Annotated in this window: 21 protein-coding genes; 10 read left to right on the plus strand and 11 right to left on the minus strand. The window is 62.5% G+C overall.

Annotated features, from left to right (window positions below):
- Positions 1-3 precede the first annotated feature (3 nt).
- The gene (locus BA190_RS20570) at positions 4-1,341 is read right to left on the minus strand and encodes an ABC transporter substrate-binding protein (protein WP_068291467.1); all 1,338 of its coding nucleotides are present in this window, start codon (positions 1,339-1,341) and stop codon (positions 4-6) included.
- Positions 1,342-1,534: 193 nt separating this feature from the next.
- Between BA190_RS20570 and BA190_RS20575 the strand changes: the two genes are divergently transcribed.
- Positions 1,535-2,674: a Gfo/Idh/MocA family protein gene (locus tag BA190_RS20575; RefSeq protein ID WP_068291470.1), complete on the plus strand. Its 1,140-nt coding sequence runs from the start codon at positions 1,535-1,537 to the stop codon at positions 2,672-2,674.
- A 15-nt stretch (positions 2,675-2,689) separates the two neighbouring features.
- Here the strand turns inward: BA190_RS20575 and BA190_RS20580 are convergent, their stop codons facing one another.
- A complete protein-coding gene (locus BA190_RS20580; protein WP_068291472.1) occupies positions 2,690-3,439 on the minus strand; it encodes an SDR family oxidoreductase in 750 nt (249 codons plus the stop codon).
- Between the two features lie 111 nt (positions 3,440-3,550).
- Here BA190_RS20580 and BA190_RS20585 point away from each other — a divergent pair, with 111 nt between their 5' ends.
- Together BA190_RS20585 and BA190_RS20590 are read left to right on the plus strand one after the other, a co-directional pair.
- Entirely contained in the window at positions 3,551-4,471 is a 921-nt protein-coding gene (locus BA190_RS20585) for a LysR family transcriptional regulator (protein WP_068291475.1), read from the plus strand.
- A 34-nt stretch (positions 4,472-4,505) separates the two neighbouring features.
- On the plus strand, positions 4,506-5,414 hold the full coding sequence (locus BA190_RS20590; RefSeq protein ID WP_068291477.1) for an aldo/keto reductase family oxidoreductase: 909 nt from the start codon (positions 4,506-4,508) through the stop codon (positions 5,412-5,414).
- An 18-nt stretch (positions 5,415-5,432) separates the two neighbouring features.
- Here the strand turns inward: BA190_RS20590 and BA190_RS36905 are convergent, their stop codons facing one another.
- A complete protein-coding gene (locus tag BA190_RS36905) occupies positions 5,433-5,843 on the minus strand; it encodes a hypothetical protein (RefSeq protein WP_245314860.1) in 411 nt (136 codons plus the stop codon).
- On the opposite strand from BA190_RS36905, the gene BA190_RS20595 reads away from it, so the two are divergent.
- The 5 genes from BA190_RS20595 to BA190_RS20615 all read left to right on the plus strand — a co-directional run bounded on the left by BA190_RS20595 (position 5,730) and on the right by BA190_RS20615 (position 15,140).
- Positions 5,730-9,644 (plus strand): PAS domain-containing protein, encoded by a 3,915-nt coding sequence (locus BA190_RS20595; protein WP_371260361.1) that lies wholly within the window; start codon positions 5,730-5,732, stop codon positions 9,642-9,644. The two genes, BA190_RS36905 and BA190_RS20595, sit on opposite strands and share 114 nt — an antisense overlap.
- 385 nt (positions 9,645-10,029) lie before the next feature.
- Complete coding sequence (locus tag BA190_RS20600) at positions 10,030-11,280, plus strand: sarcosine oxidase subunit beta family protein (protein WP_068291481.1); 1,251 nt, start codon at positions 10,030-10,032, stop codon at positions 11,278-11,280.
- An 11-nt stretch (positions 11,281-11,291) separates the two neighbouring features.
- Positions 11,292-11,570: a sarcosine oxidase subunit delta gene (locus BA190_RS20605; protein ID WP_068291483.1), complete on the plus strand. Its 279-nt coding sequence runs from the start codon at positions 11,292-11,294 to the stop codon at positions 11,568-11,570.
- Positions 11,567-14,548, plus strand: a complete 2,982-nt coding sequence (locus tag BA190_RS20610; protein WP_068291485.1) for a sarcosine oxidase subunit alpha family protein — start codon at positions 11,567-11,569, stop codon at positions 14,546-14,548. The genes BA190_RS20605 and BA190_RS20610 overlap by 4 nt, the downstream gene beginning before the upstream one ends.
- The gene (locus BA190_RS20615; RefSeq protein WP_068291486.1) at positions 14,541-15,140 is read left to right on the plus strand and encodes a sarcosine oxidase subunit gamma; all 600 of its coding nucleotides are present in this window, start codon (positions 14,541-14,543) and stop codon (positions 15,138-15,140) included. Before BA190_RS20610 ends, BA190_RS20615 begins: the two co-directional genes overlap by 8 nt.
- A 464-nt stretch (positions 15,141-15,604) precedes the next feature.
- Here the strand turns inward: BA190_RS20615 and BA190_RS20620 are convergent, their stop codons facing one another.
- From BA190_RS20620 to BA190_RS20630, 3 genes are all read right to left on the minus strand, one after another.
- On the minus strand, positions 15,605-17,200 hold the full coding sequence (locus tag BA190_RS20620) for a peptide ABC transporter substrate-binding protein (RefSeq protein ID WP_068291488.1): 1,596 nt from the start codon (positions 17,198-17,200) through the stop codon (positions 15,605-15,607).
- 143 nt (positions 17,201-17,343) lie between these two features.
- Complete coding sequence (locus BA190_RS20625; RefSeq protein ID WP_068291491.1) at positions 17,344-18,216, minus strand: DMT family transporter; 873 nt, start codon at positions 18,214-18,216, stop codon at positions 17,344-17,346.
- Between the two features lie 8 nt (positions 18,217-18,224).
- Positions 18,225-19,133, minus strand: a complete 909-nt coding sequence (locus tag BA190_RS20630; RefSeq protein WP_068291493.1) for an SDR family oxidoreductase — start codon at positions 19,131-19,133, stop codon at positions 18,225-18,227.
- An 88-nt stretch (positions 19,134-19,221) separates the two neighbouring features.
- Between BA190_RS20630 and BA190_RS20635 the strand changes: the two genes are divergently transcribed.
- Complete coding sequence (locus tag BA190_RS20635; protein WP_068291560.1) at positions 19,222-19,797, plus strand: TetR/AcrR family transcriptional regulator; 576 nt, start codon at positions 19,222-19,224, stop codon at positions 19,795-19,797.
- Positions 19,798-19,832: 35 nt separating this feature from the next.
- Here the strand turns inward: BA190_RS20635 and BA190_RS20640 are convergent, their stop codons facing one another.
- From BA190_RS20640 to BA190_RS20650, 3 genes are all read right to left on the minus strand, one after another.
- Positions 19,833-20,168, minus strand: a complete 336-nt coding sequence (locus BA190_RS20640) for a helix-turn-helix transcriptional regulator (RefSeq protein ID WP_068291495.1) — start codon at positions 20,166-20,168, stop codon at positions 19,833-19,835.
- A 786-nt stretch (positions 20,169-20,954) separates the two neighbouring features.
- The gene (locus tag BA190_RS20645) at positions 20,955-22,154 is read right to left on the minus strand and encodes a multidrug effflux MFS transporter (RefSeq protein WP_068291497.1); all 1,200 of its coding nucleotides are present in this window, start codon (positions 22,152-22,154) and stop codon (positions 20,955-20,957) included.
- A gap of 646 nt (positions 22,155-22,800) precedes the next feature.
- Positions 22,801-23,946 carry a DegT/DnrJ/EryC1/StrS aminotransferase family protein gene (locus tag BA190_RS20650; RefSeq protein WP_068291499.1) on the minus strand — a complete coding sequence of 382 codons (1,146 nt, stop codon included), beginning with the start codon at positions 23,944-23,946 and terminating at the stop codon, positions 22,801-22,803.
- A 163-nt stretch (positions 23,947-24,109) separates the two neighbouring features.
- On the opposite strand from BA190_RS20650, the gene BA190_RS20655 reads away from it, so the two are divergent.
- Positions 24,110-24,982, plus strand: coding sequence for a glycosyltransferase (locus BA190_RS20655; RefSeq protein WP_082979917.1), 873 nt, complete (start codon positions 24,110-24,112; stop codon positions 24,980-24,982).
- 27 nt (positions 24,983-25,009) lie between these two features.
- Here the strand turns inward: BA190_RS20655 and BA190_RS20660 are convergent, their stop codons facing one another.
- Entirely contained in the window at positions 25,010-25,501 is a 492-nt protein-coding gene (locus BA190_RS20660; protein WP_245314867.1) for a GNAT family N-acetyltransferase, read from the minus strand.
- A gap of 69 nt (positions 25,502-25,570) precedes the next feature.
- Entirely contained in the window at positions 25,571-26,290 is a 720-nt protein-coding gene (locus tag BA190_RS20665; RefSeq protein ID WP_068291505.1) for a WbqC family protein, read from the minus strand.
- Positions 26,291-26,336: the final 46 nt, after the last annotated feature.

Raw genomic sequence — 26,336 nt, forward strand, 5'->3', positions numbered from 1 at the left:
GCGTCATCCCGCGACGATCGCATTGATCTTGGCGCTGGCGGCCTCGAGCTCGGCCTTGATGTTGCCGCTGACCAGCGCCTTCGACACGCCGGACTGGATGGCAAGGGTGACCTGCGCATATTTTGGCGTGACCGGGCGCGGCGTCGCGCCGGTGAACACCGATTTGAGCTGCTTCATGAAAGGCTGCTCCTTGCCGAGCTGGGCATCCTCGAACACTTCGGGGCGGGTCGGAGCGATGCCGAGCTGCAGGGCGAACTGGAGCTGGGTGGCCGGCGAGGACATCCAAGTCAGGAACTCGATCGCCGCTTCCCGGTTCTTGGTGTTGGCATTGACGCCATATTGATAGCCGCCGAGGCAGGCCGCGCTCTTGCCGCCGGCGAAATGGGGCAGCGGCACCACCCCGACCTTGTCGACCACCGAGGAGGCGGCCTTGTCCTGGGCGATGGCATAGACATAGGACCAATTGCGCAGGAAGGGCGCGCGGCCGGCCGTGAAGGGCTGGCGCGAAGGCTCCTCGTCCCAGCTCAGCACATCGGAGGGGCTGATCTTCGTCTTGTTGATGGTGTCGTAGAGGAATTGGACGGCTGCCACCGCCTTGTCGTCGCTGAGTGCCGACGACTTGCCGTCGGGGGCGAGGATCGAGCCGCCATTGGAGGCGATGGCTTCCACGAGATCGCAGACCAGCACTTCGGCCTGCTTGCCCTGCCAGAGATAGCCGAAATCGGCCTTGCCGGATTTCTGAATCTCCTGCGCGGCCGCAGCGAGTTCGTCCCAGGTCTCCGGCGGCTTGGCGCCGATCCCTTCCAGGAGATCCTTGCGATAGAACAGCATGCCTGAATCGACATACCAGGGCAAAGCGGTGAGCTTGTTGTTGTAGGTACAGGCCGCCACCAGGCCAGGGAAGAACTGGCTCTGCACCGAGGCGTTAAAATATTCGTCGAGCGGCAGGGCCCAGCCGGCGCCCGCGAATTCGGCGATCCAGACCACATCCTGGGTGAAGACGTCGGGCGTGCCGGTGCGGCGCGCGAGCTGCTGCACCAGCGCCGTGTGCACTTCGGTGGAGGAACTGGGCGGCGGCAGCTCGACATAGGTGACGTGGATCTTGCCCTGGGACTGGTTATAGGCGTCCACCACCTGTGCCATGGTCTGCTTGCCGAAGAATTTGGCGCTGGCGAAGGTGATCTCGGTGCGGTCCGCGGCGCGGGCGCGCTTGGGCAGGCCGAGCGCCAGGGCGCCTGCGGTAAGGCCGGCTCCCTGCAGGAAACTGCGCCGGCTCGGCGCTGCCGATCCGGATTGCGAAGCCCCGGCAGCCGGGGTCGCGCGTGACTGAACGTCCGACATCACAGTTCCTCCCTGCATGGGTGAATGGCCACCCTGATTTTTCGATCATGCTTGGCCTGAGGCTGGCGACTGTCAAGGATAAATTGTCATTTTCGTTCAAAAAATTTCATTCAAACGCGAAGCTTCTCGTGTTTACTTTCTAAATTAATGCAAAAATGAGCAAGCTAGCTGGAATGGCTGGTGGAGGAGACGCATGGGTAAACTCGGCATCGGCGTGATCGGATGCGGCAACATCTCGATGACCTATTTGCGCAACACCGCGCTTTTTCCCGGCGTCGAATTGCGGGCTTGTGCCGATATCTCAACGGAAGCCGCCAAGGTCAGAGCTGAAGAATACGGCATTCGGGCTCTCGGCGTGGAGGAACTGCTTGGCGACGACGAAGTCGACCTCGTCCTCAACCTGACCATTCCGGCCGTTCATTTCGACGTGTCGATGGCGGCTCTTGCCGCCGGCAAGCACGTCTTTACCGAAAAGCCGCTTGCCGTCACGGCGGCGGAGGGCCGGAAGCTGGTCGAGGAGGCTAGCCGGCGCAAGCTGGCGATCGGTTCCGCCCCCGACACCTTTCTCGGCGCCGCGGGACGAACGGCCCGCCGGCTGATGGCGGAAGGGGCGATCGGCCGCCCGACTGCCGGCACGGCCTTCATGATGACGCGAGGCATGGAGCATTGGCATCCCAACCCGCAGTTCTACTATCAGCCAGGCGGCGGTCCCGTCCTCGACATGGGACCCTATTACCTGACCATGCTGGTCAATCTGCTGGGACCGGCGCGTCAGGTCGCGGCGATGGCCACGACCGGGCAGGCGGAGCGGCTGATCACCGCGCCCGGACCCAACCAAGGCACGAGTTTCGCCGTGGGTACGCCCACCACCTTGATGGCCCTGGTCGAATTCGCCGGCGGCGCTGTCGTCAATGTCGGCATGAGCTGGGATGTCTTCCGCCATTCCAACCAGCCGATCGAACTGCATGGCAGCGAGGGCTCGCTCAGCCTGCCCGACCCGGACACGTTCGGCGGCACTCTTGCCCTCAGCCGCAAGGGCGAGCCCTGGCAGGACATCGATACGGCCGCCATGACCTATGGTGGCCTGAACTGGCCCTACGCCGCGCCCGACCGAGCGAATTATCGCATGCTCGGAGTGGCCGATCTCGCTCGCAGCCTCAAGGAAGGGCGGCGGCCCCGGGCTTCCGGCGAGCTTGCGCTGCATGTGCTCGAGATCATGGAGGGCATCCTGGAGGCGGCGCGCTCCGGAAGGCCGGTCTCCATCGAAGCCGAGGGCATCCAGCCCCCGGCCTTGTCGGAAGACGAGGCGGCGAGCCTCGGGCGGGAAGAATAGGATCGCCGCCGGTGCTCAGAGCGTGCCCATGCCGCCATCGATCATGAGTTCGCTGCCGACCGTATAGGCTGCTTCGTCGGAGGCCAGGAACACCACGGCCTTGGCGATTTCGCTGGCCTCGCCGAAGCGGCCGGCGGGCACCAGGCCCTTGATGCTATCGGCGACGTTCTTCAGGTCCTGTTCCGCAAAGCCGAGCTTGCCGTAGAGCGGCGTGGCAATCGGGCCGGGGCTGACGGCGTTCAGACGGATGCCCCGGCCTATCAATTCGCCCGACAGGGTGCGGATCAGCGACTGCAACGCGGCTTTCGACGCGGCGTAGACGCTGGAATTCGGCATGCCGATATGGGCGTTGACCGAGGTGTTGAGCACGATCGAGGCCGGATTGGCCAGGATCGGCAGCAGGGCCTGGATCAGGAAATAAGGGCCCTTCACATTGATGTCGAAGAGCTTGTCGAACGCGGCCTCGCTCCAGTCCGCCAGCGGCTTGAGCTGGGCGATGCCGGCATTGACGAAGAGGATGTCGAGCCCGCCGAAGGCTTCGGCGATGGTCTCGGCGAGCCTTTTCTGGCCGGCGGCGTCGGCGGCATCCGACTGGATGACCAGGGCGTTTTCGCCCAGTTCCTTGCGGGCGGCCTCCAGCGTCTGAGGATTGGTGCCGGTCACCGCGACGCGGGCGCCTTCCGCCAGGAATTGGCGGGCGGTTTCCAGACCGATGCCGGTGGTGCCGCCGGTAATGAGCGCACGCTTGCCTGAGAGTCTGTTCATGATTGCAGTTCCTCGTTCATGGGAGATGCTTTGAATGGAGCGAATATGGCGCAATCATTCTGTTCGGAGTATCCTGCATATGTTGGCTCTATCTTCCGGAATTTCCGAACGATGAAACTAGACGGGATCGCAAGCTTCGTTGCGGTTGCAGAGGCCGGATCGATCAGCGAGGCGGCCCGCAGCCTGCGCCTGTCGAAATCGGTGGTCAGCGAACGCCTGGGAGAATTGGAGCGGAGTGTCGGTACGATATTGCTCCATCGTACCACACGGCGTTTGTCGGTGACGGAGGATGGAGCTGCTTTTCTGGAGCGCGCCAGACGGATCGTGCGCGAGGTGGAAGAGGCGGCTGCCGATCTGGCCGAACGGCGCGGCACCCTGGCCGGCCCGATGCGGATTGCCGCGCCGATCACCTTCGGGCGCCTGCATCTCGGCCCGGCCCTGTTCCCGTTCCTGGCGGCCCATCCCCAGGTCGAGCTCATCCTGGATCTCGATGATCGCCGCGTCGACGTCGCCTCCGGTGCCCATGACGGCGTCATCCGGCACGGTACCATCGCGGATACGCGGTTGATGGTCTGGCGTCTCGCCCCGAGCCAGCGTTACCTGGTGGCGTCGGCGGATTATCTGAATCGCGAAGGTATGCCGCGTTCCATCGGCGAGCTCGATCGGCATAAAGGACTGTTCTATTCGAACCGGGGGGCTGCCGATTGGCGTTTCCTCGGGCCTGATGGCGTCGAAATCGTGCGGGCCAAGGTCGCCTTGCGAGTCAACAATGGCGACGTGATCCGAGATGCCGCGCTTGCCGGCCTCGGCATCGGGCTCCTGCCCACTTTCATCGTCGGACCCGAGATCCGTGCCGGCAGGCTGAAAGTCATCGATATCGGCATTCGGCCGGAGCCGGAATTCATCTTCCTCGCCCATCCCGAAGGACGGCAGCCTTCCGTCAAGCTGCGGGTGCTGGCCGAGCATCTGAAACGCAGCTTCGGCGACCCGCCTTATTGGGAGGAGGGGATGTCCATCGCGACCTCCGCTTGATAGAAGTGACGCATCGTCACTGCGAGATCCCGAGATGAGCGACCTGCCGGTACCCGAACCCATCCGTCCCCTTGGCCGCAGCGGCATGTCGGTCAGTTCGGTGGCCTGGGGCATGTGGCGCTTCGGGGGAGAGGACCTCGCCTCGGCCCAGAAGCTGGTGGAAACCGCGCTCGAAGCCGGCGTCACGCTGTTCGATACCGCTGATATCTATGGTCCGTCCGATCTTGGTGGTTTCGGCGTCGCCGAAAGCCAGCTCGGCCGCGTACTGGCGGCCAGCCCCGGATTGCGCCGGCGCATGGTGCTGGCGACCAAGGGCGGCATCGTCTTCGGCACGCCCTATAATTCCTCTTCCGCCTATCTCTCCTCGGCCATCGACGCCTCGTTGAAGCGGATGCAGGTCGATCGCATCGATCTGTGGCAGATCCACCGTCCCGATATCCTCACCCATCCCAGCGAGATCGCCGGTGCCCTGGAGGAGGCGCATCGGGCCGGCAAGATCGCCGCCATCGGCGTGTCGAACTATACGGCTGCCCAGACGCAGGGCCTTGCGGCCTGCCTCGATTTGCCCATCGTCAGTCATCAGCCCGAATTCTCGGCCCTCAAGCTCGATCCGCTTGCGGACGGAATTCTTGATCAAGCGATCCTGAACGATATGGCCGTGCTCGCCTGGTCGCCCTTGGCCGGCGGGCGGTTGGCGCAGCCGCAGGACGAACGGGCGCGGGCGGTCGTGAGTCTGTTCGACGCCAAGGCCGAACAGGTGGGCGTATCCCGCACGGCGGTGGCGTTGAGCTGGCTGATGGCCCATCCCGCGCGGACCATTCCAATCGTCGGCACCCAGAACCTCGATCGCATCCGCGAGATTCCCCAGGCCTATCAGCCGCGCTGGAGCCGACAGGAGTGGTATGCGGTGCTCGTGGCTTCGCGCGGAGAGCGCCTGCCCTAACGGCGCCTCAGGCCGGCCTCATGACCCGGGAAGAAGAACCGGGGCAGTCCGGTGCTTCCCGAGTGTTCCTGGCAGACCTGCTGCATGGAGCATAAAACACTGCTGAAAACGGCATGAATTCTTGCGACGGCATTTGGCAATGGCGCAGCTTCTCAGTACCATTGTCGTAATTTGAATGCTGATGATTTCGCTCGCGCAGGTGAGATCCGCTAGATGAAGATAGACGCCGGGCTGGGCTCCGATCGCCTTGATGCGGTCGTTCTTCCGGGCGATGTGGCACTCCTTCGCCGTGTCGTCGAGCAAGCCGGCGTCGCCATGGCCCTGATTGGCCATGATGGCCGGTTTTGCTATGCTAATCCGGCCTTTTGTCGGCTCACCGGTTACCAGGCCGCCGACTATGTCGGCATGACCCTTGCCGATCTTGCTCATCCTGAAGATCGCGCCGGCTTTTCTTGGGATGGCCGCAACAAGGACGGTGTGGGGTGCCGCTATTGCCGTGAGGACGGGACGGTCTTTACCGGTTTGACCAGTATCTCCCGGTTTGACGCGGCGGACATGGCCTCCCCCTTTGCCGCCATTGTGCAAATCGTGGCCGTCAAGGACCAAAAGCTTTACGAGGCCAGCCTGGCCGAGGCGGAGTGGCGTTGGCGCCAGGCCCTGGAAGGCTCGAGGCAGGTCGTATGGGACTTCGACGTACCCCATGGAATGGTGTGGGTATCGTCACGCTGGCGCACCATGCTCGACCTGCCGGACGAAGAGCGCGTGCATTCGATTGCCAACTGGCTGAGCAAGATGCATCCGGACGATCGTGCTCGTATGGCGGAGGCTGCAGGACGTGTCGGGCGCGATGGCGATCGGGACTTCGACGCGACCTATCGATTGAGGCACAATGACGGTCGCTGGATCTGGGTGGTCAGCCGCGGAAGGTCGGTCGAGTACGCACCGGACGGCACGGTCAAGCGTATGATCGGAACCATTGCCGACATCACCTACCAAAAGGAAATGGAGGAACGTCTTACCGCTGTTTCGGAGCGGTTGGAGGTAGCCGTTCAAGCCGGCGGAATCGGCATCTTCCACGTCGATTATCCCTCGGGCCGTCGTCATTGGGATGCACGAACCTACGCGCTTCACGGCGTGACGCCCGAGACGTTCGGCAACACGCTGGAAGAGTTCTTCGGCTTGCTCTCGCCCGAGGATGCCGCCAGGGTCGATCGCATTCGCCAGAGTGCGCTGCAGTCTGGTTCGCACTATCAGCTCGACTATCGTGTCCGGTGTCCAAGGACGGGTGGGGTGCATCATATCCGCTCCACGGTCAGGCTGATCCGTGGCGATGACGGTGCCCTGACGCATGGGATCGGCGTGTGTTGGGACGTTACCGACGACGTGGAGCGCAACCAGAGACTGCACGACACGCTGGTCCTGCTGCAGGCCGTGATGAACGGCACGCCCGACCTGATCTATGCCAAGGATCGTGACGGGCGCTACGCCCTGGTCAACCCCTCGGTCGAGCGACTGATGGGGCGGCCGAGCGACGAGATCCTAGGCCGGCTCGATACCGAAATCTTTCCGGACGAGCTGGCGCGCCGCCTGATCGAGAACGACCGCCATGTGATGCAGAGCGGGGAACCCTCCACCATGGAGGAAATGGCCATGCTCGGTGGCGTGCTGCGCACCTACTCCTCCACCAAGGCGCCCCGGCGTGACGAGCGTGGCGAGATTACCGGGCTGATCGGCATCTCCCGCGATATCACCGATGCCAAGGCTGCTGAGGCGGCACTTCGGCACAGCGAAATGCGTTGGCAATTCGCGCTCTACGGCTCGGGCGATGGGGTCTGGGACCAGAATCTCGAGACAGGGGAGGTGTTCTACTCGCATCAGTGGAAGGCGATGCTGGGCTATGACCAGGACGAGGTCGGGACCAGTGCCCGCGAATGGTGGGACCGCGTACATCCGGAGGATTTGTCGCGTTGCCAGGCCATCATCGAGGCGCATCTGCGCGGCGAGACACCGGATTTCGCCTTCGAGAACCGCCTGCTGGCCAAGGATGGCAAGTGGCGCTGGATCTATGATCGCGGCAAGGTGATCGAGAGGGCGGGGGATGGGCGTGCCGTGCGTATCATCGGCACCCATACCGACATCACGGCCCGCAAGGAGGCCGAAAGCGCCATCCTGGCCCTCAACCAGCGGCTGCAACTGGCGATCGAGGCGGCCGGTGTCGGTGTCTTCGAATATGATTTCGCTTCCCAGCGCTACAATTGGGACGACCGCCTGCATCGGCTCTATGACATGCCGCCGGATAGCTATGACGGCAGCCGGCAGGCCTGGCTCGATCGCATTCATCCCGACGACGTGGCCGCAATCACGCGCGAATATGACAGGGCGATGCGTGAAGGCACGCTGTTCGACATGGAGTTCCGCCTGTGGGACCGGCGTTCCGGCAAGATCCGCCACATCCATTCCCTGGCCCGGGTGATCCGCGACGAGGCCGGTGCTCCGATCCGCACGGTCGGCATGGATTGGGATGTGACTGAGCACAAGGAATTGGTGGAGGCGCTGTTCGAGGAGAAGGAGAGACTGCGCATCACGCTGCATTCGATCGGGGATGCCGTGATCTCGACCGACGCTCATGCCCGGATCACGTTCATGAATCCCGGTGCCGAAGAGATGACGGGATGGCCGGGTCCGGATGCGGTCGGCAGGCGCCTGTCCGAAGTGTTTCGCATCGTCGATGGAGCCACCGGTGAACCCCTTGCCGATCCGGTGGAAACCTGCCTGTCTCGCATGCGTCCCTACTATCTCAGTGAGGGGGCCGTGTTGCTGCGACGCGACGGCGAGCGGCGCAGCGTGCGCGATTCCGCCGCTCCCGTGCGCACGGCCTCGGGTGAGATCATCGGCGCCGTGTTGGTGTTCCAGGACGTGACCAAGGCCCGCATCCTGCAGCAGGCTTTGGAACACTCGGCCAATCACGACAGCTTGACCGGACTTCCCAACCGTTCCGCCTTCGAGCGCGAGATCCGCTTGTCGCTCGAGCAGGCGCGCAAGAGCCAGCATCGGCACGTGCTGTGTTTTGTCGACCTCGATCGCTTCAAGATCGTCAATGACAGCGCCGGGCATGCCGCCGGCGATGCGCTGTTGCGTGAAGTCGCCAATCTGATGCGCCGTGTCTGCCGGACCGAGGACGTGCCCGCCCGCTTGGGTGGCGACGAGTTCGCCCTCCTGCTGCGCGACTGCACGATCGTCGAGGGAGAGGCGATTGCGCAACGGTTTCTGCGCGGTTTGGCTCAGTTGCGCTTCGCCTGGGATGGCCGGACCTATCAGATCGGGGCCAGTGTGGGATTGACCAGGATCGATGCGGAAGCGCCGAGGCAGGATGAGTTGATGAGCCAGGCCGATATCGCCTGCTACACCGCCAAGACGTCGGGCCGCAACCAGCTTGCCGTCTATGAAGATGGGAAGGGCTCGACCCATCGCAACCACAGCGAGATGCGGGTGGCGGCCGGCATCCGCCACGCGATCGAAGCCAACCGCTTCCGCCTCTATGCCCAGCAGATCTTCGATCTTTCCGGGCGGGAAGGCGGGCAGCGCCATTTCGAGATCCTGCTGCGCATGCTCGACGATGCCGGCAACGTCGTCGAGCCGGCCGCCTTCATCCCGGCTTCGGAACATTACGACCTGATGAGCAGTATCGACCGCTGGGTCATTCATGCCACGTTTCGCCGCTATGGCTCCCGCTTGCTCGGCGCCGGCAACATCTCCCTTGCCATCAATCTTTCTGCCAATTCACTGAACGATCCCTTCCTCTGGCCGCTGCTGCAGGAGGAATTCGCCCAATCGGGCCTGTCGCCCCGGCGCGTCCATTTCGAGATTGCCGAGATGGCCGTGATCAACAATCTGGCGGCCGCGCAGCAGTTCCTTTCCAAGGCGCGGGCTGCCGGCTGCGGCGTGATGCTCGATGATTTCGGCAAGGGGCTGTCCTTGTTCACCCATCTCAGGCAATTCTCCGTCGATGGTCTCAAGATCGATGGCGACTTCATCCGGCAGATGGCACAGAGCGACGTCGACCGCACCATCGTCGAATCGATCAACATGGTCAGCCACCGGTTGGGAGCCATTACTGTGGCCGAGCAGGTGGAGAATGAGGAGACATTGACCTTGTTGCGTGCCATCGGGGTCGATCGAGCCCAGGGCTTCGTTCTTGCCCGCCCGCAACCGCTGGAAGCCCTCTTTTGAGCCCGAATGCCGGGGCAGGCGGGCGGAAGCGCCTTTGCCCACGGCCGCTGCGGTCCGACGAGCCGGCAGCTTGCCGGCGACCGGCATTCGTGGTGAAACTTTTTTCCTGACATTAAAATCGTAAAAGGTGTTGCACGCGCAGGAATAATCTTTCACTGTGGGTAACAGGCTGCTATGCCTATGAACCAGGCAGCCCGAATTCGCTGGGGGCAGAGGTATCCATGATTCTCGACGATAAGCGCTGATCGTGCCGGCGTGGCCTGGTCTTGGATGCGGATAGCTGGGTGGCAAGCTCTTGCAGCAAGCCCTGGGATCCGTTTCTCGCCGGGCGAGGACGCGACCGGATAACCGAAGTTTTCCGAACTCTTCCCCGGCAAGAAGATCGATGCATTACTCCCTGTTCTCCCTTCTCAAGAATGCCCTGAATGGCCACCGTGGCTGGACGCCGACCTGGCGTGACGCCGAACCGCGCCTCAACTACGATGTGATCATCATCGGCGGCGGCGGCCATGGCCTGGCCACAGCCTATTATCTCGCCAAGAATCACGGCATCACCAACGTTGCGGTGATCGAGAAGGGCTGGATCGGCGGTGGCAATGTCGGCCGCAACACCACGATCGTGCGCTCGAACTACATGCTGCAGGGCAACATTCCCTTCTACGAGCATGCGATGAAGCTGTGGGAGGGCCTGGAGCAGGACCTCAACTACAATGCCATGATGAGCCAGCGCGGCGTGCTGAACCTCTATCATTCCGATGCCCAGCGGGATGCCTTCGCCCGCCGCGGCAACGCCATGCGGCTGAACAGCGTCGATGCCGAATTGCTCGACCGTGATGGCGTCAAGGCCATGGCGCCTTTCCTCAATTTCGACAATGCCCGTTTCCCGATCCAGGGCGGCCTCCTGCAGCGGCGCGGCGGCACGGCGCGCCACGATGCGGTGGCCTGGGGCTATGCGCGCGCCGCCAGCGATCGCGGCGTCGATATCGTCCAGAATTGCGAGGTGAAAGGCTTCGTCCGCGAGGGTGGTGCCATCGTCGGCGTCGAGACCACTCGCGGCACCATCCGGGCCAAGAAGATCGGCATGGCCGTGGCCGGCAATACCTCCAAGGTCGGCACCATGGCCGGATTGCGCCTGCCGATCGAGAGCCATGTGCTGCAGGCCTTCGTCACCGAAGGGCTCAAGCCGCTGATTCCAGGTGTGATCACCTTCGGCGCCGGCCATTTCTATGTCAGCCAGTCCGACAAGGGCGGCCTGGTCTTCGGTGGCGACATCGACGGCTATAATTCCTATGCCCAGCGCGGCAACATGCCGGTGGTCGAGGATGTCTGCGAAGGCGGCATGGCCGTGATGCCGATGATCGGTCGTCTCCGGTTGCTGCGCAGCTGGGGCGGCATCATGGACATGTCGATGGATGGTTCGCCCATCATCGACAAGAGCGGCATCGATGGCCTCTACCTCAATTGCGGCTGGTGCTATGGCGGCTTCAAGGCCACGCCAGCCTCGGGCTGGTGCTTTGCCCATCTCATCGCCAAGGATCAGCCGCACGAAGTGGCTGCCGCCTATCGGCTCAATCGCTTCGAGACCGGAGCGGTGATCGACGAAAAGGGCCAGGGCGCCCAACCCAATCTTCACTGAGGCACGGTTCGATGCGGATTGCCTGTCCCTATTGCGGTGCGCGCGGCGTGCACGAATTCACCTATCTCGGCGATGCCGGGCTCACGCGGCCGGATGCCGCGGCGCCGGACGCCGGCAAGAACTTCTATGAATATGCCTATCTGCGCGACAACCCCGAGGGCGTGCATGAGGAGTTCTGGTATCACGGCTCGGGTTGCCGTTCCTGGCTCAAGGTTCGGCGCAACACCAAGACCCACGCAATCGAGAAGGCTGAACTGGTGATGCCTCAAGCCTTGGGAGCCGCATCATGAGCGACGCCGTTTCATTCCGCCTGCCTTCCGCCGGCCTGGTCGATCGCAACAGCACGGTGCGGTTTCGTTTCGACGGCAACAGCTATGAGGGCCTGAGCGGTGACACGCTGGCCTCGGCCCTGCTCGCCAACGGTATCCGCCTGGTAGGGCGCTCGTTCAAATATCATCGCCCGCGCGGCATCTTTACCGCAGGGCCGGAGGAACCGAACGCGCTGGTGGAACTGCGCAGCGGTGCCCGCCGCGAGCCCAACACCAAGGCCACCACCATCGAGCTCTATGATGGCCTGGAGGCGGCCAGCCAGAACCGCTGGCCTTCGCTGAAATTCGACCTGCTGTCCGTGAACCAGCTTGCCGGTCCCATCTTCGTCGGCGGCTTCTACTACAAGACCTTCATGTGGCCGGCGGCGCTATGGGAAAAGCTCTACGAGCCGATGATCCGCCGCGCGGCTGGGCTCGGCAGCGCCAGCCAATTGCCGGACCCGGATCATTACGAGAAAGCCGCCGCCTTCTGCGACGTGCTGGTGATCGGCGCGGGTCCTGCCGGCCTGATGGCGGCCCTGGAAGCCGGCCGGGCCGGTGCCCGTGTGATCCTGTGCGACGATGATTTCCGTCTTGGCGGTCGGTTGTTGGCCGAGCGGCATGAGGTCGGCGGCAAGCCGGCCGCTGCCTTTGCCGCAGAGGTCGAGGCGGAACTGGCCTCCATGCCTGAAGTGCGCATCATGCGCCGCACCCAGGTCTTCGGTGTCTATGACACCGGCACCTATGGCGCCCTGGAGCGGGTGTCGGATCATTTGCCCGTGCCGCCCGCGCACCAGCCGCGCCAGCGCCTCTGGCACATCATGGCCAAGCGCTGCATCAACGCCATGGGCGCCATCGAGCGGCCGATCGTCTTCGGCGGCAATGACCGGCCGGGCGTGATGCTCGCCTCGGCGGCGCGCAGCTATCTCAACCGCTATGGTGTGGCGCCGGGCCGGCAGGCCGTAGTGTTCACCACCAGCGACGATGGCTGGCGTACGGCTGCCGATCTCGTCGCCGCCGGCGTGACCGTGGCTGCGATCGTCGACCCGCGCTCGCAGGTCGATGCGGCGGTCTCCGGCTGGGCCGGCAAGGCCGGAACGCGCACGTTGTTGGGGGCGAGCGTCACCGATGCCAAGGGCGGTGCCCAGGGTATCAAGTCGGTGGAGGTAGTCACCGGGCGCAAGCGTGAGACCATTCCCGCCGATTTTCTGGCGGTCTCCGGCGGCTGGAACCCGCAGGTCGCACTCACCACCCATAAGGGCGCACGGCCGCGCTGGTCGGACGAACTGGCCGCCTTCGTGCCGGGCGATCTGCCCGACGGCATGACGGTGGTCGGTGCCGCCAATGGTGATTTCTCGCTGGGCGCCTGCCTGCGGGCCGGTGCACAAGCGGGCCGCACGGCGGCCGGCGATTGCGGTTTCTCCGCCGGTGAGGCCCCGATCCCGGCCTGCGACGACGAGCCTGTCGGCCTCAAGCCCCTGTGGCATGTCGCCGAGACGAAGAGCAAGGCCTTCGTCGACCAGCAGAACGACGTCACGGCCAAGGACATCGAGATCGCCCATCGCGAAGGCTTCCGCTCGGTCGAACATCTCAAACGTTACACCACGCTGGGCATGGCCACCGATCAGGGCAAGACGTCGAACATCGCCGGGCATGCCATGATGGCGGGCCTGCTCGGCCGTTCGATGACCGAGGTCGGCACCACGGTTTCGCGGCCGCCGCATTTCCCGGTGGCGATCGGTGCCCTAGCTGGCCCCCATCGCGACAAGCATTTCAAGGCGACGCGCCTCACCGCGGGCCATGAATGGGCAATGGCGAACGGCGCCACCATGGTGGAAGCCGGCCAGTGGCTGCGCCCGCAATGGTTCTCGCGCCCCGGCGAGAAGGACTGGCTGGAAAGCGTCTGCCGCGAGGTCAAGACCACCCGTTCGATCGTCGGCGTGTGCGATGTCTCGACTCTCGGCAAGATCGACATCAAGGGTGCGGATGCCGGCGCCTTCCTCGATCGCGTCTACATCAATACCTTCTCGACGGTCGCGGTCGGCAAATGCCGCTACGGCCTGATGCTGCGCGAAGACGGTTTCGTCATGGACGACGGCACGGCGGCCCGCTTCGCGCCGGATCATTATGTGATCTCGACCACCACGGCCAATGCCGTGAAGGTGATGCAGCACCTCGAATTCTGCCGCCAGACGCTCTGGCCCGAACTCGACGTCTCGCTGTCCTCGATCACCGAGCAATGGTCGCAATATGCGGTGGCCGGGCCGAAGGCCCGGGAATTGCTGCAGAAACTCTATGGCTCGAGCGCCGATCTGTCGAACGAGGCCTTCCCCTATATGGGATGCGCCACGCTGCAGCTCGGCAATGTCGCCTCGCGCCTCTACCGGCTCTCCTTCTCGGGCGAACTTGCCTTCGAGATCGCGGTGCCCGCCCATTACGGCCTTGCTCTGCTCAAGGCGCTGATGACGCTGGCCGAGGAGATGGGCGGCTGCGCCTATGGCACCGAAGCCCTTGGCGTCATGCGCGTGGAGAAGGGCCATGTCGCCGGCAACGAGCTCAACGGCCAGACCACGGCTCGCGATCTCGGCCTCGGCAAGATGATGTCGACCAAGAAGGACTATATTGGCCGTGTCCTGGCCCAGCGTCCTGCCCTGGTGGCCCCGGATCGGCCTGGCCTCGTCGGCGTCAAGCCGGTCAACCCGGCGGATCGGCTGCGGGCCGGCTCGCATTTCCTCAAGAAGGGTGCCGCCTCCGTTGCGGCCAATGACGAGGGCTTTGCGACCTCGGTGATCTATTCGCCGATGCTCGAAAGCTGGATCGGCCTTGGCCTGCTAGCCAACGGCCCGTCCCGCCACGGCGAGGTGATCCGCGCCTATGATCCGGTGCGCAACGGCGATATCGAGGTCGAGGTCGTCTCGCCCATCTTCTTTGATCCTGAAGGGAGCCGTCTCCATGTTTGACGCCATCAGTGCAGGGCGTTTGGAGTCCCGTAGCGCCTTTGCCGGCCTGCTCAAACCGGTCGGAACGGGAGCAGGCGTCACCGTGCAGGATCGCTCGGGCCTGGAAATCGTCACCCTGGCCGCCCGCAAGGGCCAGGAGGGGGCCTTGGCCGCGCGCATGCAGGCCGCCTATGGCTTGCGATTGCCCGATAGCCCCAAGCGGGTCGTGTCCGGTACGCTCGCCGCCCTGGGCACCGGGCCGTCGGCCTGGCTGGTCACGCGCGAGGCGGGCGAACCCAATCTGCTCGTCTCGGATTTGATCGAGGCCGTGGGCACACTCGCGTCGGTAACCGACCAGACCTCCGGCTATGCTGTGCTGAAGGTCTCAGGCCCGCATGTCCGCGATATGTTCGCCAAGGGCCTGGACATCGACCTGCATCCGCGTGCGTTCGCACCAGGCGATGCCGCCGTGACGGCCTGCTCGCACATCGGCGTGACGCTTTGGCAGCTCGATGAAACGCCGACCTACGAGATCGCCTTGTTCCGCAGCATGGCCGGCAGCTTTTGGCATTGGCTGAGCGACAGCGCCGCCGAATTCGGCCTGGCTGTATAAGGAAGGCTGGTCTTTGGACCAGCCCTCAACAAGGAGTTTCGAACAAGCAGCGAAAAAGGCCGGGACGGGGCATTGCGACCCCTCATCCGCTTGCCGGCACCTTCTCCCCTTGCGGGCTATCGAATTCACACATCTCAACTGAGACAAGTAAAGCGCGTGAATCCCTCCCCGGCTTCGGGGAGGGTGGCCCGGCAAAGCCGGGTCGGGTGGGGTAGAGTGGCGCGATCTCGCCATCGTCAGGCCTGCTGGCGCCACTTTCCCCCTTCCGTCGACGCTTCGCATCGCCACCTTCCCCAACGTCGGGGAAGGATTTTCGGCGCCATATACTGGCGATACTGCGATGTGTGAATCGGATAGCCCTTGCGGGAGAAGGTGCCCCGAGGGGGCGGATGAGGAGTTGCTCCACCCGATCTGGACTTCGGACCCAACACTCTGAAAGTGCCGGTCTGAAGACCGGCCTCCGATTATTCCTTGCTGAGGAATCGTGTCAGGTGCTCGTTGGCGGCATTGTCCTGCCAGCCCTTCACCTTGTTCGAGACCAACCAGAGGTCGGCATTGGAGAGCAAGGGGGCTACGGGCTGGTCGCGCGCCAGCAGGGCCTCGGCATCCTCCAGGATCTTCAAACGCTTGGCCGGATCGGTTTCGGTATAGGATTTGGCGACCAGTGCGTCATAGTCCGGGCTGGCGAAATGGGAATAGTTGAACGCCTTGTTGGCCGTCGTCGGTAGCGCAAGGAAGTTTTCCGCGTCGGCATAGTCGGCCACCCAGGCTGCGCGCGCCACCTCGAAGGTTCCGCCGTCGCGCAGGAAGGCGTAGTGGGACTTGCTGTCCGAATTGAGCAGGGAGACCTCGACGCCGAGCGCTTTCCACATGTCGGCCACGGCGGTGGCGATCCGGCGATTATTGTCGTTGGTGCCGAAACGGATGGTGAGTTTCAGCGGCTTGCCGCCCTCGCCGAATCCCGCCTGCTTGAGCAGGTCCTTGGCCGCGTCCTCGCGATCGAGCTGAGGCTTGTCGGCGAAGTCCGGCTTGGCGGGCGTATAGCCCGGCAAGCCGGAGGGGACAAAGCTGTAGCTGCCGACGCGCGTGCCAGAGAAGATTTTCTCGGCCAGGAAGTCGCGATCGACCGCCATCGACAGGGCACGTCGAACCCTGGCATCGTCAAAGGGCGGGGTGCGGGTATCGAAGGCATAGTATTCATTGGTCAGGTTGGGCGAGACATGAACCTGATCGCCCACTTTCTCCTTGAGAAGTTTCAGCTGATCGGCCGCGAACTCGAAGGTCATGTCGAGCTCGTCCGCAAGAAAGCGCCGCTGGGCGGCAGCCTGGTCATCGATCGGATAGGAGATCACCTTGTCGATGTGGACATTGGCGGCATCCCAGTAGCGCGGATTCTTCACCAGCGTGACATGATCATTGGCGAGATTCTCCGTCAGGGTGTAGGCGCCATTGGAGATCAAATTGCCAGGCTTGACGAAATCGGCCTTGAGCTTCTCGACTGAGGCCTGATGCACCGGCAGGGCGGCCTGATTGGCCAAGAGCTGCAGGAGATAAGGCGTCGGCCGTTCCAGCGTGATCTCCAGCGTCCTGTCGTCGAGGGGCTTGACGCCCAGCGTGTCGACGCCGGCCTTGCCGCTGTTCACGGCTTCGGCATTCTTGATCGGATAGAACAGATTGGCGAAGCTGGCGGCTTCCTTGGGATCCTCGAGCCGTCGGAAGCTGAAGACGAAGTCAGCGGCCGTGACCGGATCGCCATTCGACCATTTGGCATTGGGGCGCAGCTTGAAGGTGTAGACGAGACCATCGGGGGAGATCGTCCAGCTCTCGGCTGTCCCCGCCGTGATCTTGCCCGCGGCGTCGAAAACGGTGAGCCCCTCGAACAGGTCCTTGAGGATGAATTGCTCGGCGATGATCGAGCTGTGGGTCGGATCGAGGGTCTGGGCCTCGGCGCCATTGCCTTTGTGCAGCACGACCTCGGCCAGGGCGGGGCAGGCGGCACCCCCCAGGAGGCCGGCAGTGAGGGGAAGGACGAGGGCGAATAGTCTCAATGCGGGCTTCATGCGGACTTCCCCTTATGGGTGTCCCGGCCGGTGCCGAGATTCGTGATGGGCCGAGTAAACTGGCTGGTCCTGCTCGCGGCAACCCTGGATATTTGCTGGGGGAAACGTCCTGTCGTCGGCGGCAGGTATCGTCTCGCCGGGCATCAGGTGGCGGTCCGGCGCAACAACAAGATGAGTCCGGCCGCGATGATGAAGGCAGCACCGAGCAGCGTCACGCCATCCGGTACATCGCCGAAGGCGAAATAACCGACGATGGCGGCACCGACGAGTTCCGCATAGACGAGGGGCGCCAGGGTCGAGGCATCGGCGAGCCGGAAGGCGATGATGGAGAGCAGGTGGCAGACCGCCGAGATCAGCCCGAGACCGGCGAAGAGCAGCAGGTGATCGCCGGCAGGGGTGGTCCAGGAAAGCACGGCCTGCGGCGTGAGGAGCGCCGCACCGATGAGGCACTGGAAAGCCAGCGTCTTGACGGGATCGCTCTGCTGCGCCGCCCGCCTAGTGGCGATCAGGTAGAAGGCAAAGCAGATGCCCGAAGCCAGAGCCAGAAGAATGCCGGGTTCGACAGCGCCGCCGGGCTGGAGAATGATGATCGAGCCGACAAAGCCCGAGGCAAGGCTGAGCCCCTTCACGAGCGTCATGCGTTCCTTGAGCACGACGACCGAAAGGGCTACCGCCAGGATGGGACCGACGAAATAGGCGCAGAGCGCCGTCGCCAGCGGGATGCGGGCGATGGCGAGGAAATACAGAGTCATCGCGGCGACCAGGAAGACGGTGCGTGCGGCATGGGAGGCGAGATGCTCCGACGGGAACATCTTCCTGCCATGAAGGAAGGCCGAGAGAGGCAGGACCGCCAGACCGGCGACCGCGTAGCGCGCCCAGCCGATGAAGAAGGGCGAATAGTCCGCGCTCAGATATTTGGCGATGCCGTCGACGGTCGGCACGCTCACCATCGCGATGATCATGGCCAGGATGCCGCGGGCGGATCCTGTGGTTTCGGCAGAGGCAGGCATGGCCATGAAGGAACCTATCGATAACCGGTCGCGTCGGCCGGCTTTCCGGCTTCTTCGACCTCCGGAATGTAGCGCCAAGCGTCGGGCTGGGAGCCGTCAAGATCGGTGAAACCATAGATTCGCGCCAGCTGTCCGCTCGAAAGAGACTGGCCGTTCCAGCGGTTCTTTTCGACATCGGCGGCGAGGGCGGCTACGGCACGCCCCACGAAGCGCGGCGTTTCCGAAATGACGAAATGCGGGACCGCCGCCGTGGCATCCCGCCAGTGCTCTTCTGCCACGCCGAAAGCCTCCAGCATCATTTCCGAGCGCAGCCAGCCCGGAGTGAGCGCCACCGAGGTGGCGCCGTGCTTGGCAAGGTCCTTGGCATGGGCCCAGGCAAGACGGATCACGGCCGACTTGACCAGGTCGTAGAAGGGCGAGAGGCGGTAGTGGCCGGCATTGTAGTCGGCCGTTCCGTCCGTCATCTCCACGAGAAGACCGCCGGGGTGCTCGATCAGCAGGGGCAGGGCGTGATGCGCGGTGATCAGATGGGTGTCGATGCCCAGGCGCAGCAGGCGCAATCCCTTGTCCAGATCGTGTTCCCAGACGGCCTTGTTCCACTCGAACAATTTCTCGCCGCCCCAGATGTCGTTGACGAGGATATCGAGGCGGCCCTGTTCAGCTCGGATCCGGTTCACCAAGTCCTGCACCTCGCCGGGCATGAGATGGTCGACGCGGATGGCAATGCCCTTGCCACCGGCGGCATCGACCAATTCAGCCGTTTCCTCGATGGTTTCCGGTCGATCATACTCCGAGCGTCGTCCGCGCGTGCTGCGGCCGGTGACGTAGACGGTCGCGCCCGCGGCTCCCAGTTCGATGGCAATGCCCCGGCCGGCGCCACGCGTGCCGCCGGCAACAAGGGCAACCTTTCCCTTGAGCATCATCACAGCTCCCATTGTCGATTGCAGCGCGCCTTTTCCATGGGCGGGAATTAATATATAAATGATTGTTCGGTTATAATTGGATGTCAAGATGCCCCGCCCGAAGACGTTGCCCGACCAGACCGTGCTGGAGGCTGCCCTGCAGCTTCTGCACAACAAGGGGCCTGAGGCTCTGACATTTGCGGGATTGGCGCAGGCTTGCGGCCTGGCGGCTGCAACCTTGGTGCAGCGCTTCGGCAGCAAGGCGCAGCTCAAGCAGGCAGCCTTGCTCCATGCCTGGGATCGCCTGGACGAAAGAACGTCACAGCTGGCGGCGGATATTTCACGCACGCCCGAGGGCGCCATCGACCTGCTGGTGGCTCTTTCCGTCGACTATGGCGCCATCGAATCCTATGCCGAAGGATTGCTGATCCTGAGGGAAGATCTGCGCGATCCTCTGTTGCGCGCACGCGGCGCGCGCTGGCGGGATGTCCTCGTCGGCGTGCTCGACACCTGTCTGGCGGAGCGGGGGGGCAGGCGCCACGGGCTTGGCCAATTGATGGCTTCGCAATGGCAGGGCTCGCTCGCATGGTGGGGGTTCGACCCCAATTGTCCGGTTACGGACCATGTCGGCCGCGAACTCAGGCAATTCGTGGCAGCCGTCATGCCGGAAAGGGCAGGCACCTGAATGATGCCCGCCCCGATCGCCCGCTTGGTGAGGGCTTATCGAGCTTCGACCGAACGAAGCTGCGTCACCGGGCTGCGTTCGGGCAGCTTCACCGGCATCGGTGCATCGTCAATGGCATTGTCGTGCAGGGCCATGCGTTCGGCGACCCAGCTTTCGGCCAGGGCCAGGGCATGCGGCGTCATGCGATAGGTACGTACGCGGCCTGCCTTCTCGGAGACGACGATACCCCCGGCTTCGAGCACGCCGAGATGCTTGAGCACCGCGGGCATGCCCATCGAGAGGGGGAGTGCGAGTTCGCTGACAGAGGCTGGTCCACGGGCAAGACGATCGACCATGGTGCGACGGCTGGTATCGGCGAGCGCATGGAACATTCTGTCGAGGGTGAGGGGATCGAGGCGAGCTTCCACGTCAGGCTACTTTCTTAGTCGGAGGAGGAAACCGGCCAGCAACGCGCCGGCCGGCGGGGCATCAAGCCAGGAAGAACAATCTGGGAGCACCGGTCTGGCGGGTCCCGGGCCTGGAAAGGAGAGGTATCGGTGCTGAATTTCGACGGAGGGCTCAGCTCGGCGAACGGCAAGGCTTCACAGTCCCAATCCGGCCCGCGATCTTGCCGGGAATTCAGCTGATACGATGAGGGAGAGAGCGCCATCGTCGGGCCTCAAAATGCCAATGAGCTTCCAAACCGTTCTGGGCTGCCAAAGGAGCCTATCGAATTGATATCGTTCGAAATTCCAAACTTATGTCTGTCTTGCCGATCACAAAAAGAAGCCCGCTGCGCGGGCTTGGGAGGGTATCGAGAGAACCGAGCGAAGGTGCGAACAGCACAGCATGGAGGGGATCTGTTTGGAGATCGCTGCGCCGTTCGCAAGATCAATCTAGACGGGCGGCGCTAGGAGCACACTCCGTCAAATATGACATGTCGAATTTGACGGATTGGCTGGGAAGGCGCGAATGGCGCGCAAGCCTCGCTGCAAGTGGAGGCGAGGTTTTTTGCATAAAAATGCATGGATTGGAATAGATCTAGCAGCTTTGGCCGTCAGCAGGAAGCCGATCTTCCTACCTCTTTAGTAGAGGGCCAGCATTCGCCGTTCGCCGGGGACGATATGGGCTCCGATTCGGCTGGGATCGACAACGGTGCGAAGCCGCCGTGGCTGAACTCATTCCGCCGGCGCGGCGATCTCCTTCTCAGTCAAAGTGAGCTTGGCCAGAATCAGCGCTCCGATGGCGCAGAGGGCGATGATCGTGACCATCGGCAGGGCCGTGCCATTGAAGAACAGACTGGCGATAACGATCGTCACGGCACCCGTCACCATTTGCAGCGTGCCGCCAAGAGCCGAGGCCATGCCCGCAATGGGGCCGTGATGTTCCAGCGACAGGACCATGCTGGTCGGTATGACCAAGCCGAGAAAGGCAAAGGTGATGAAGAGCATCCCGATCAGCACCGGCAGGCTGTCGACACCGCTTGCAACCAGCGCGAAAAGGGTGATGGCCGAGATGGCATAGGCGAAGACGGCACCGAGGATCACCCGGCCCATGCCGAAGCGCTGGCCGAGATAGGCGCTGAACTGGGAGGCGCCGATGAAGCCGATGGCGTTCACGGAGAAGGCCAGACTGTAGAGCATCGGGGTCAGGCCGAAATGATCGACATAGATGAAGGAGGAACTGGCCAGGAAGGTGAAGAAGCTCGACATGCCCAGTGCACCGATGAAGGTCACTCCCAGGAAATGGCGGTCACGCAGCAGCAGCCCGTAATTGGACAGGACTGTCGACAGGTCGCCGGCGATGCGCTCGGCGGGTGGCCGGGTCTCCGGCAGCACGAAAGCCGTCAGCAGCAGGCTCAGCACTGCGGCGATGGTGACGGCGACGAAGATGGCGCGCCAGCCGAAGGGAATAATGAGGGCACTGCCTGTGAGAGGGGCGAGAATGGGGGAGACGCTGAAGACCAGCATCACCAGGGACATCAATCGGGTCGCCTCGACGCCGGTATGCAGGTCGCGGATGATGGCGCGCGGGATCACCATCACCGACGCCGCTCCGATGCCCTGGACGAGGCGCAGGCCGATCAGCCAATCAATGGTTGGGGCCGACGCACAGCCGATCGATGCCAATGTGAACACTGTCAGACCGAAATAGAGCGGCAATTTGCGGCCGACAATGTCAGAGACCGGCCCGTAGATGATCTGGGTCAAGCCAAACCCCAGGAAGAAGGCCATCAGGGTCATCTGGGCAGCGGCGGTGCTGGTCTGGAGATGCTCCGCCATCGAGGGGAGGGCGGGAATATACATATCGATGGCGAAGGGCCCGATGGCGGCGAGCAGGCCGAGCACCAGAGCGTTGCGAGCAAAGCTGTGCGGCATGGAAAATCCTGTGATGGCCGGCGACTTGGAGAGTCTTTCGGCGGCAGCCGATGCGGCGTGATCCTGGAGAATCGTTTCGTGGCACGTGGTTATCGCCGGCCGGCTCGTCAAGCGAGGGCCGGGAATGTGCACTCGATCGGCCTGCTTGCCAAGCATCCGCCGGCCATGCCGGGCTAGTTGGCCATCGATGAAAGGGGGCTGGTGTTTGGGTAAGGGAACCCCGGACCGGAAAAGCCAGCAATGTCATCCGGCAATGAAAACGGGGGAAGAAGCAATGCTTCTTCCCCCGTTCACCGATTTCTCGAAACGCCAAGCTTTCGCAAGCGAAATCTGCACTTGGTTGTTATGTGAAGCAACGCTTGGCAGAAATAGCGCCCACAACCCCAATGGCGCCTTTGTTAACAAGGTAGAATGCTACAACCAATTTCAGGCCTGTCCAGTATGAAATTGAAGCAACCCGTCCGTTGCGGAACTTATATCGATTTACCTTTTCAGATGAGAAAAAGAACCGAATTGAGTAGTCCGCAACGGCTATACGTTGTTTGGCGTTTCGCCCTGGGGAAATGGGATTCGGGAGAGTGGCGGCAAGGAGACCTTGCCACATGAGCCGGCTGTCCCGACAGCAGTACCGTCGGTCTCCCGAGCATCAGCCCTTTTCTGCGAGAATCTCCCGCAACGCGCCCGCAACGATATCTGCCTTGTCTTCCGTCATATTGTAGCCGGACGGCAGATTGATGCCATGCCTGGCGATCGCCTGTCCCTTGTCATGCGGCGTGACCAGACGCTTGGCTGCCGGACGATCGGCGAAGGCCTGCATGCTCGACAGCGGCGAAAAGAAGGGGCGCGTATCGATGTTGCGCCTGTCGAATTCGGCCATCAGGCTGAACTTGTCGAGGCCGAGGGCTGGATCGAGCACCACCGTCACCATCCAGAAGGAGTTTTCGCTTCCTTCCGGTTCGGCATTGAGGGTGATGCCGTTGAGCCCGCCGAGCCGTTGCCGGTACCAATCGAAAATGGCGCGCTTATGGGCGATCAGCGTGTCGATGCGTTCCATCTGTGCGACCCCGAGCGCTGCGGTCACGCCGTTCATGCGATATTTAAAGGCGATCTCCTGATTGATGAACCGGCGGTGATCGCCGGGCGCGCGGCCATGGTCGCGCAGGCAGAGCACACGCTGGTGGAGATCGTCGTCATCGGTCACCAGCATGCCACCTTCGCCGGTGGCGACAGTCTTCGAGCCGTGGAAACTGAAGGCTGCTGCCCGCCCGAAGCTGCCTGCGCGACGGCCGCGATAGCGAGAGCCGAGGGCCTCGGCCGAATCTTCGATGAGATGGATGCCGTGCCTGTCGGCTATGTCCTGCAAGGCCTGCCAGTCGCACATCGAACCATAGAGATCCACGCCCAGGATCGCCTTGGTCTTGGGACCGATGGCGGCCTCTACGGCACGCGGATCGATGCACCAAGTATCGGGCAGGATGTCGACAAGCACGGGTTCGGCACCGACATAGGTGACCGGCGCCACCGAGGCGATCCAGGTCACGTCGGGTACGATCACCTCGTCGCCCGGGCCGATGCCGAGCGCGGCCAGGATGAGATGCAGCGCCGCCGTCGCATGTGGCACGCTGACGGCATGCTTCACGCCGACATAATCGGCCATCATCCGCTCGAAGCGGGCATTATAGGCATAGTGATTGGCATACCACGCCGTGCGGGCAGCCTCCGCGGCGAGTTCGGCCTCTCTCTCGGTGATGGAGGGACCTGCGACGGGAATGCGTTCGGGGGCAATGATCACGGTGACTCGGCTCTACTTGATTGGCAGCCGATACATACCGCGCCCACCTACGCGGCGCCAGACCGATCAAAATGGCCGGGGCGGCGCGAGAATTGCTGGTTGCGGCTATTGCTGCAAAGGAATAGGACATGCTTCGGTTGATGGCCGATAGGAGCCCGTGAACATGTCAGGACCCTGCGTAACTATAGGGATTCCTATCTATAATGCAGAAGACATGATCGCGGAATGTCTGGAGTGTTTACTGAACCAGACATACAGAAATATTCATATCGTCATATCGGATAATGCTTCAACGGACGGCACTCAAGCCATCGTCGAGCGATATGCGGCAATCGATAATCGGATTACATATCTGCGGCGGCCCGAGAATGTCGGGCCTGTCAGGAATTTCCGTGGGCTGGTGGATGCGGCGCAGACACCGCTCTTCCTGTGGCGGGCGCATGACGACCTGTCCTCCGCCGACTATGTCGAGCGACTGGTCGCCGCTTTTGATCGAACGCCGAATGCCTTGCTGGCCGTTCCCACGGTGATGACGTATCGAAGTGACAGGCCCGTCACCATCGCGCGGCCCCGGGAACCGCGGGGGTCGCAATTGCGGCAGATCGCGGATCTTCTGTATAATTCTCCTGCAAGCTGGTTCTATGGCATGTGGCGAACCGATGCCTTGCGTGGAATATTGGATTACGTCAATCGGGCGTATCCGGACCCATGGGGATCCGATCATCTGGTGATGTATCCGGTTTTCATACGCAGGGCCGTTGCGATGGCACCGGAGGCTCAGTTTTCTCAGCGTATCGTCTGGAAAGAAGCCAATCGCTCGATGAGGATCGTGCCGGCCATGCATCTCATCCGGTTGCGGCGAGCCTATTGGAAAGCCTGCCTCCACGATATCGATGAAGCCGGATTTAGCGGGGTCGAGAAGCTTGCCCTGAAGGGGATTACTTTTTTCTATGTCGGTAAACGGGTTGCTCGCATTGGGAAGATCACCCGTGTCGCTTTCAGGCAGGTTTTAGCGTTATTTAGGCGCAAGAAATGAAGTAAATATTGTTGTATATACTAAAATTTATACCTGCTTTTCCATCAATACAACGTCGTAAATATCGTCGTCCGCACGAAAGTGGCTCAGCATCGTCCCTACAATTCTAAAGTTCATGGACTTGTAGAGGGAGAGTGCAGCGAGATTGTCCGCTCTGACTTCCAGAAGTATTTTTTCCAGGTGATATTTTTCTTTCGCCGTCGCAATGAGATTCTCCATTGCAACGCGCCCCAGGCCCTGGCCTTGCGCGCCCGGTGCAATGACGATCCCGATAAAGCCATGTCGATTTCGACGGTGAATATTGGTGATCTGGGCAAAGCCGATTGCTTCACCTGTCATGCCGTCGGCAATGACCAGGAAACCGCCATTGGGGTCGGTTTTCCGGCGCTCCAGCCATTCGGCGACAGCGTCATCATCTGTTGATGTCACCACATTGAGGAGCAGGGCTTGCAGGGCAGAATCTCTCCGAAGCGAGGCGAGAAACTCGAAATCGCTATTTTCCGGAGATCTCAAGCTCACTCGCTTCAATATCGCATTCCTGTTTGCTTGATGGCCGCAGTCGATAGAGGAAGTCTGCCGGCTAACGCGTCATGGCGCCTGCTTTGCCAGAAATTCGCGCCAGTGAGTGGTTCGGGGCTTCAGATAGCGATGGGCATCGCGGCCGGCATGGCCGATCAGGTCGAGGACGGAGACATAGGGTGTAAAGGCACCGCCACCTTGCGGCCATGGCGTCAGGCTGTAGTCCATATACTCGATGGTCACGCCGCTCGCTTCGAACGCTTCATGGTCCATATATCGCGCGGCCCCATGTCCGGTGAGATATCGTGTTCCGCCGACGCTGAGGACGATGTCCAGTACCCGCTTCCATGAGGAACCGGCTATATTCAGCTTACTGCTGTGGGTTATTTTTCGCGATTTTCCAATCCCGAGATGGTTTGCAGTTAGCTCGATGCCTTGGATCAGGGCTTCGCACAGTCTGTCTTGCTCATACGCCTTGTCGAGAATGTCGATCGCGTCCTGTGCATGGGAGGCGGCGGCGAGCGATTGCTTGAGGAGCAGTTGGTGCGTTGCTCGCCAATCGGCGGCCGTGGCTTCCAGATCCATGATGGGCTTGTAGGTGCCTCCGCCGGCAAGCGGAATGGTCATCCACTTGATCTGATCGCCGATCTTGACCTGCACACGGTTCGTAAAGCTTCCCTTCGAGAACTGAGCATCATCCAAATAAACGTAGACGTCCGCCAGGGCGAGTTGCTCGAAAAAACCGGGCCAAGGGAACAGCATGGGCTGGGTGATTACAACAGTTGTCATGCTCGATTTCGGAGTTGTGAGCTACATGATCTATTTCGGTAAAACG

The organism is Labrys sp. WJW, assembly GCF_001676615.1.
In the GTDB taxonomy this organism is placed as follows: domain Bacteria; phylum Pseudomonadota; class Alphaproteobacteria; order Rhizobiales; family Labraceae; genus Labrys; species Labrys sedimenti.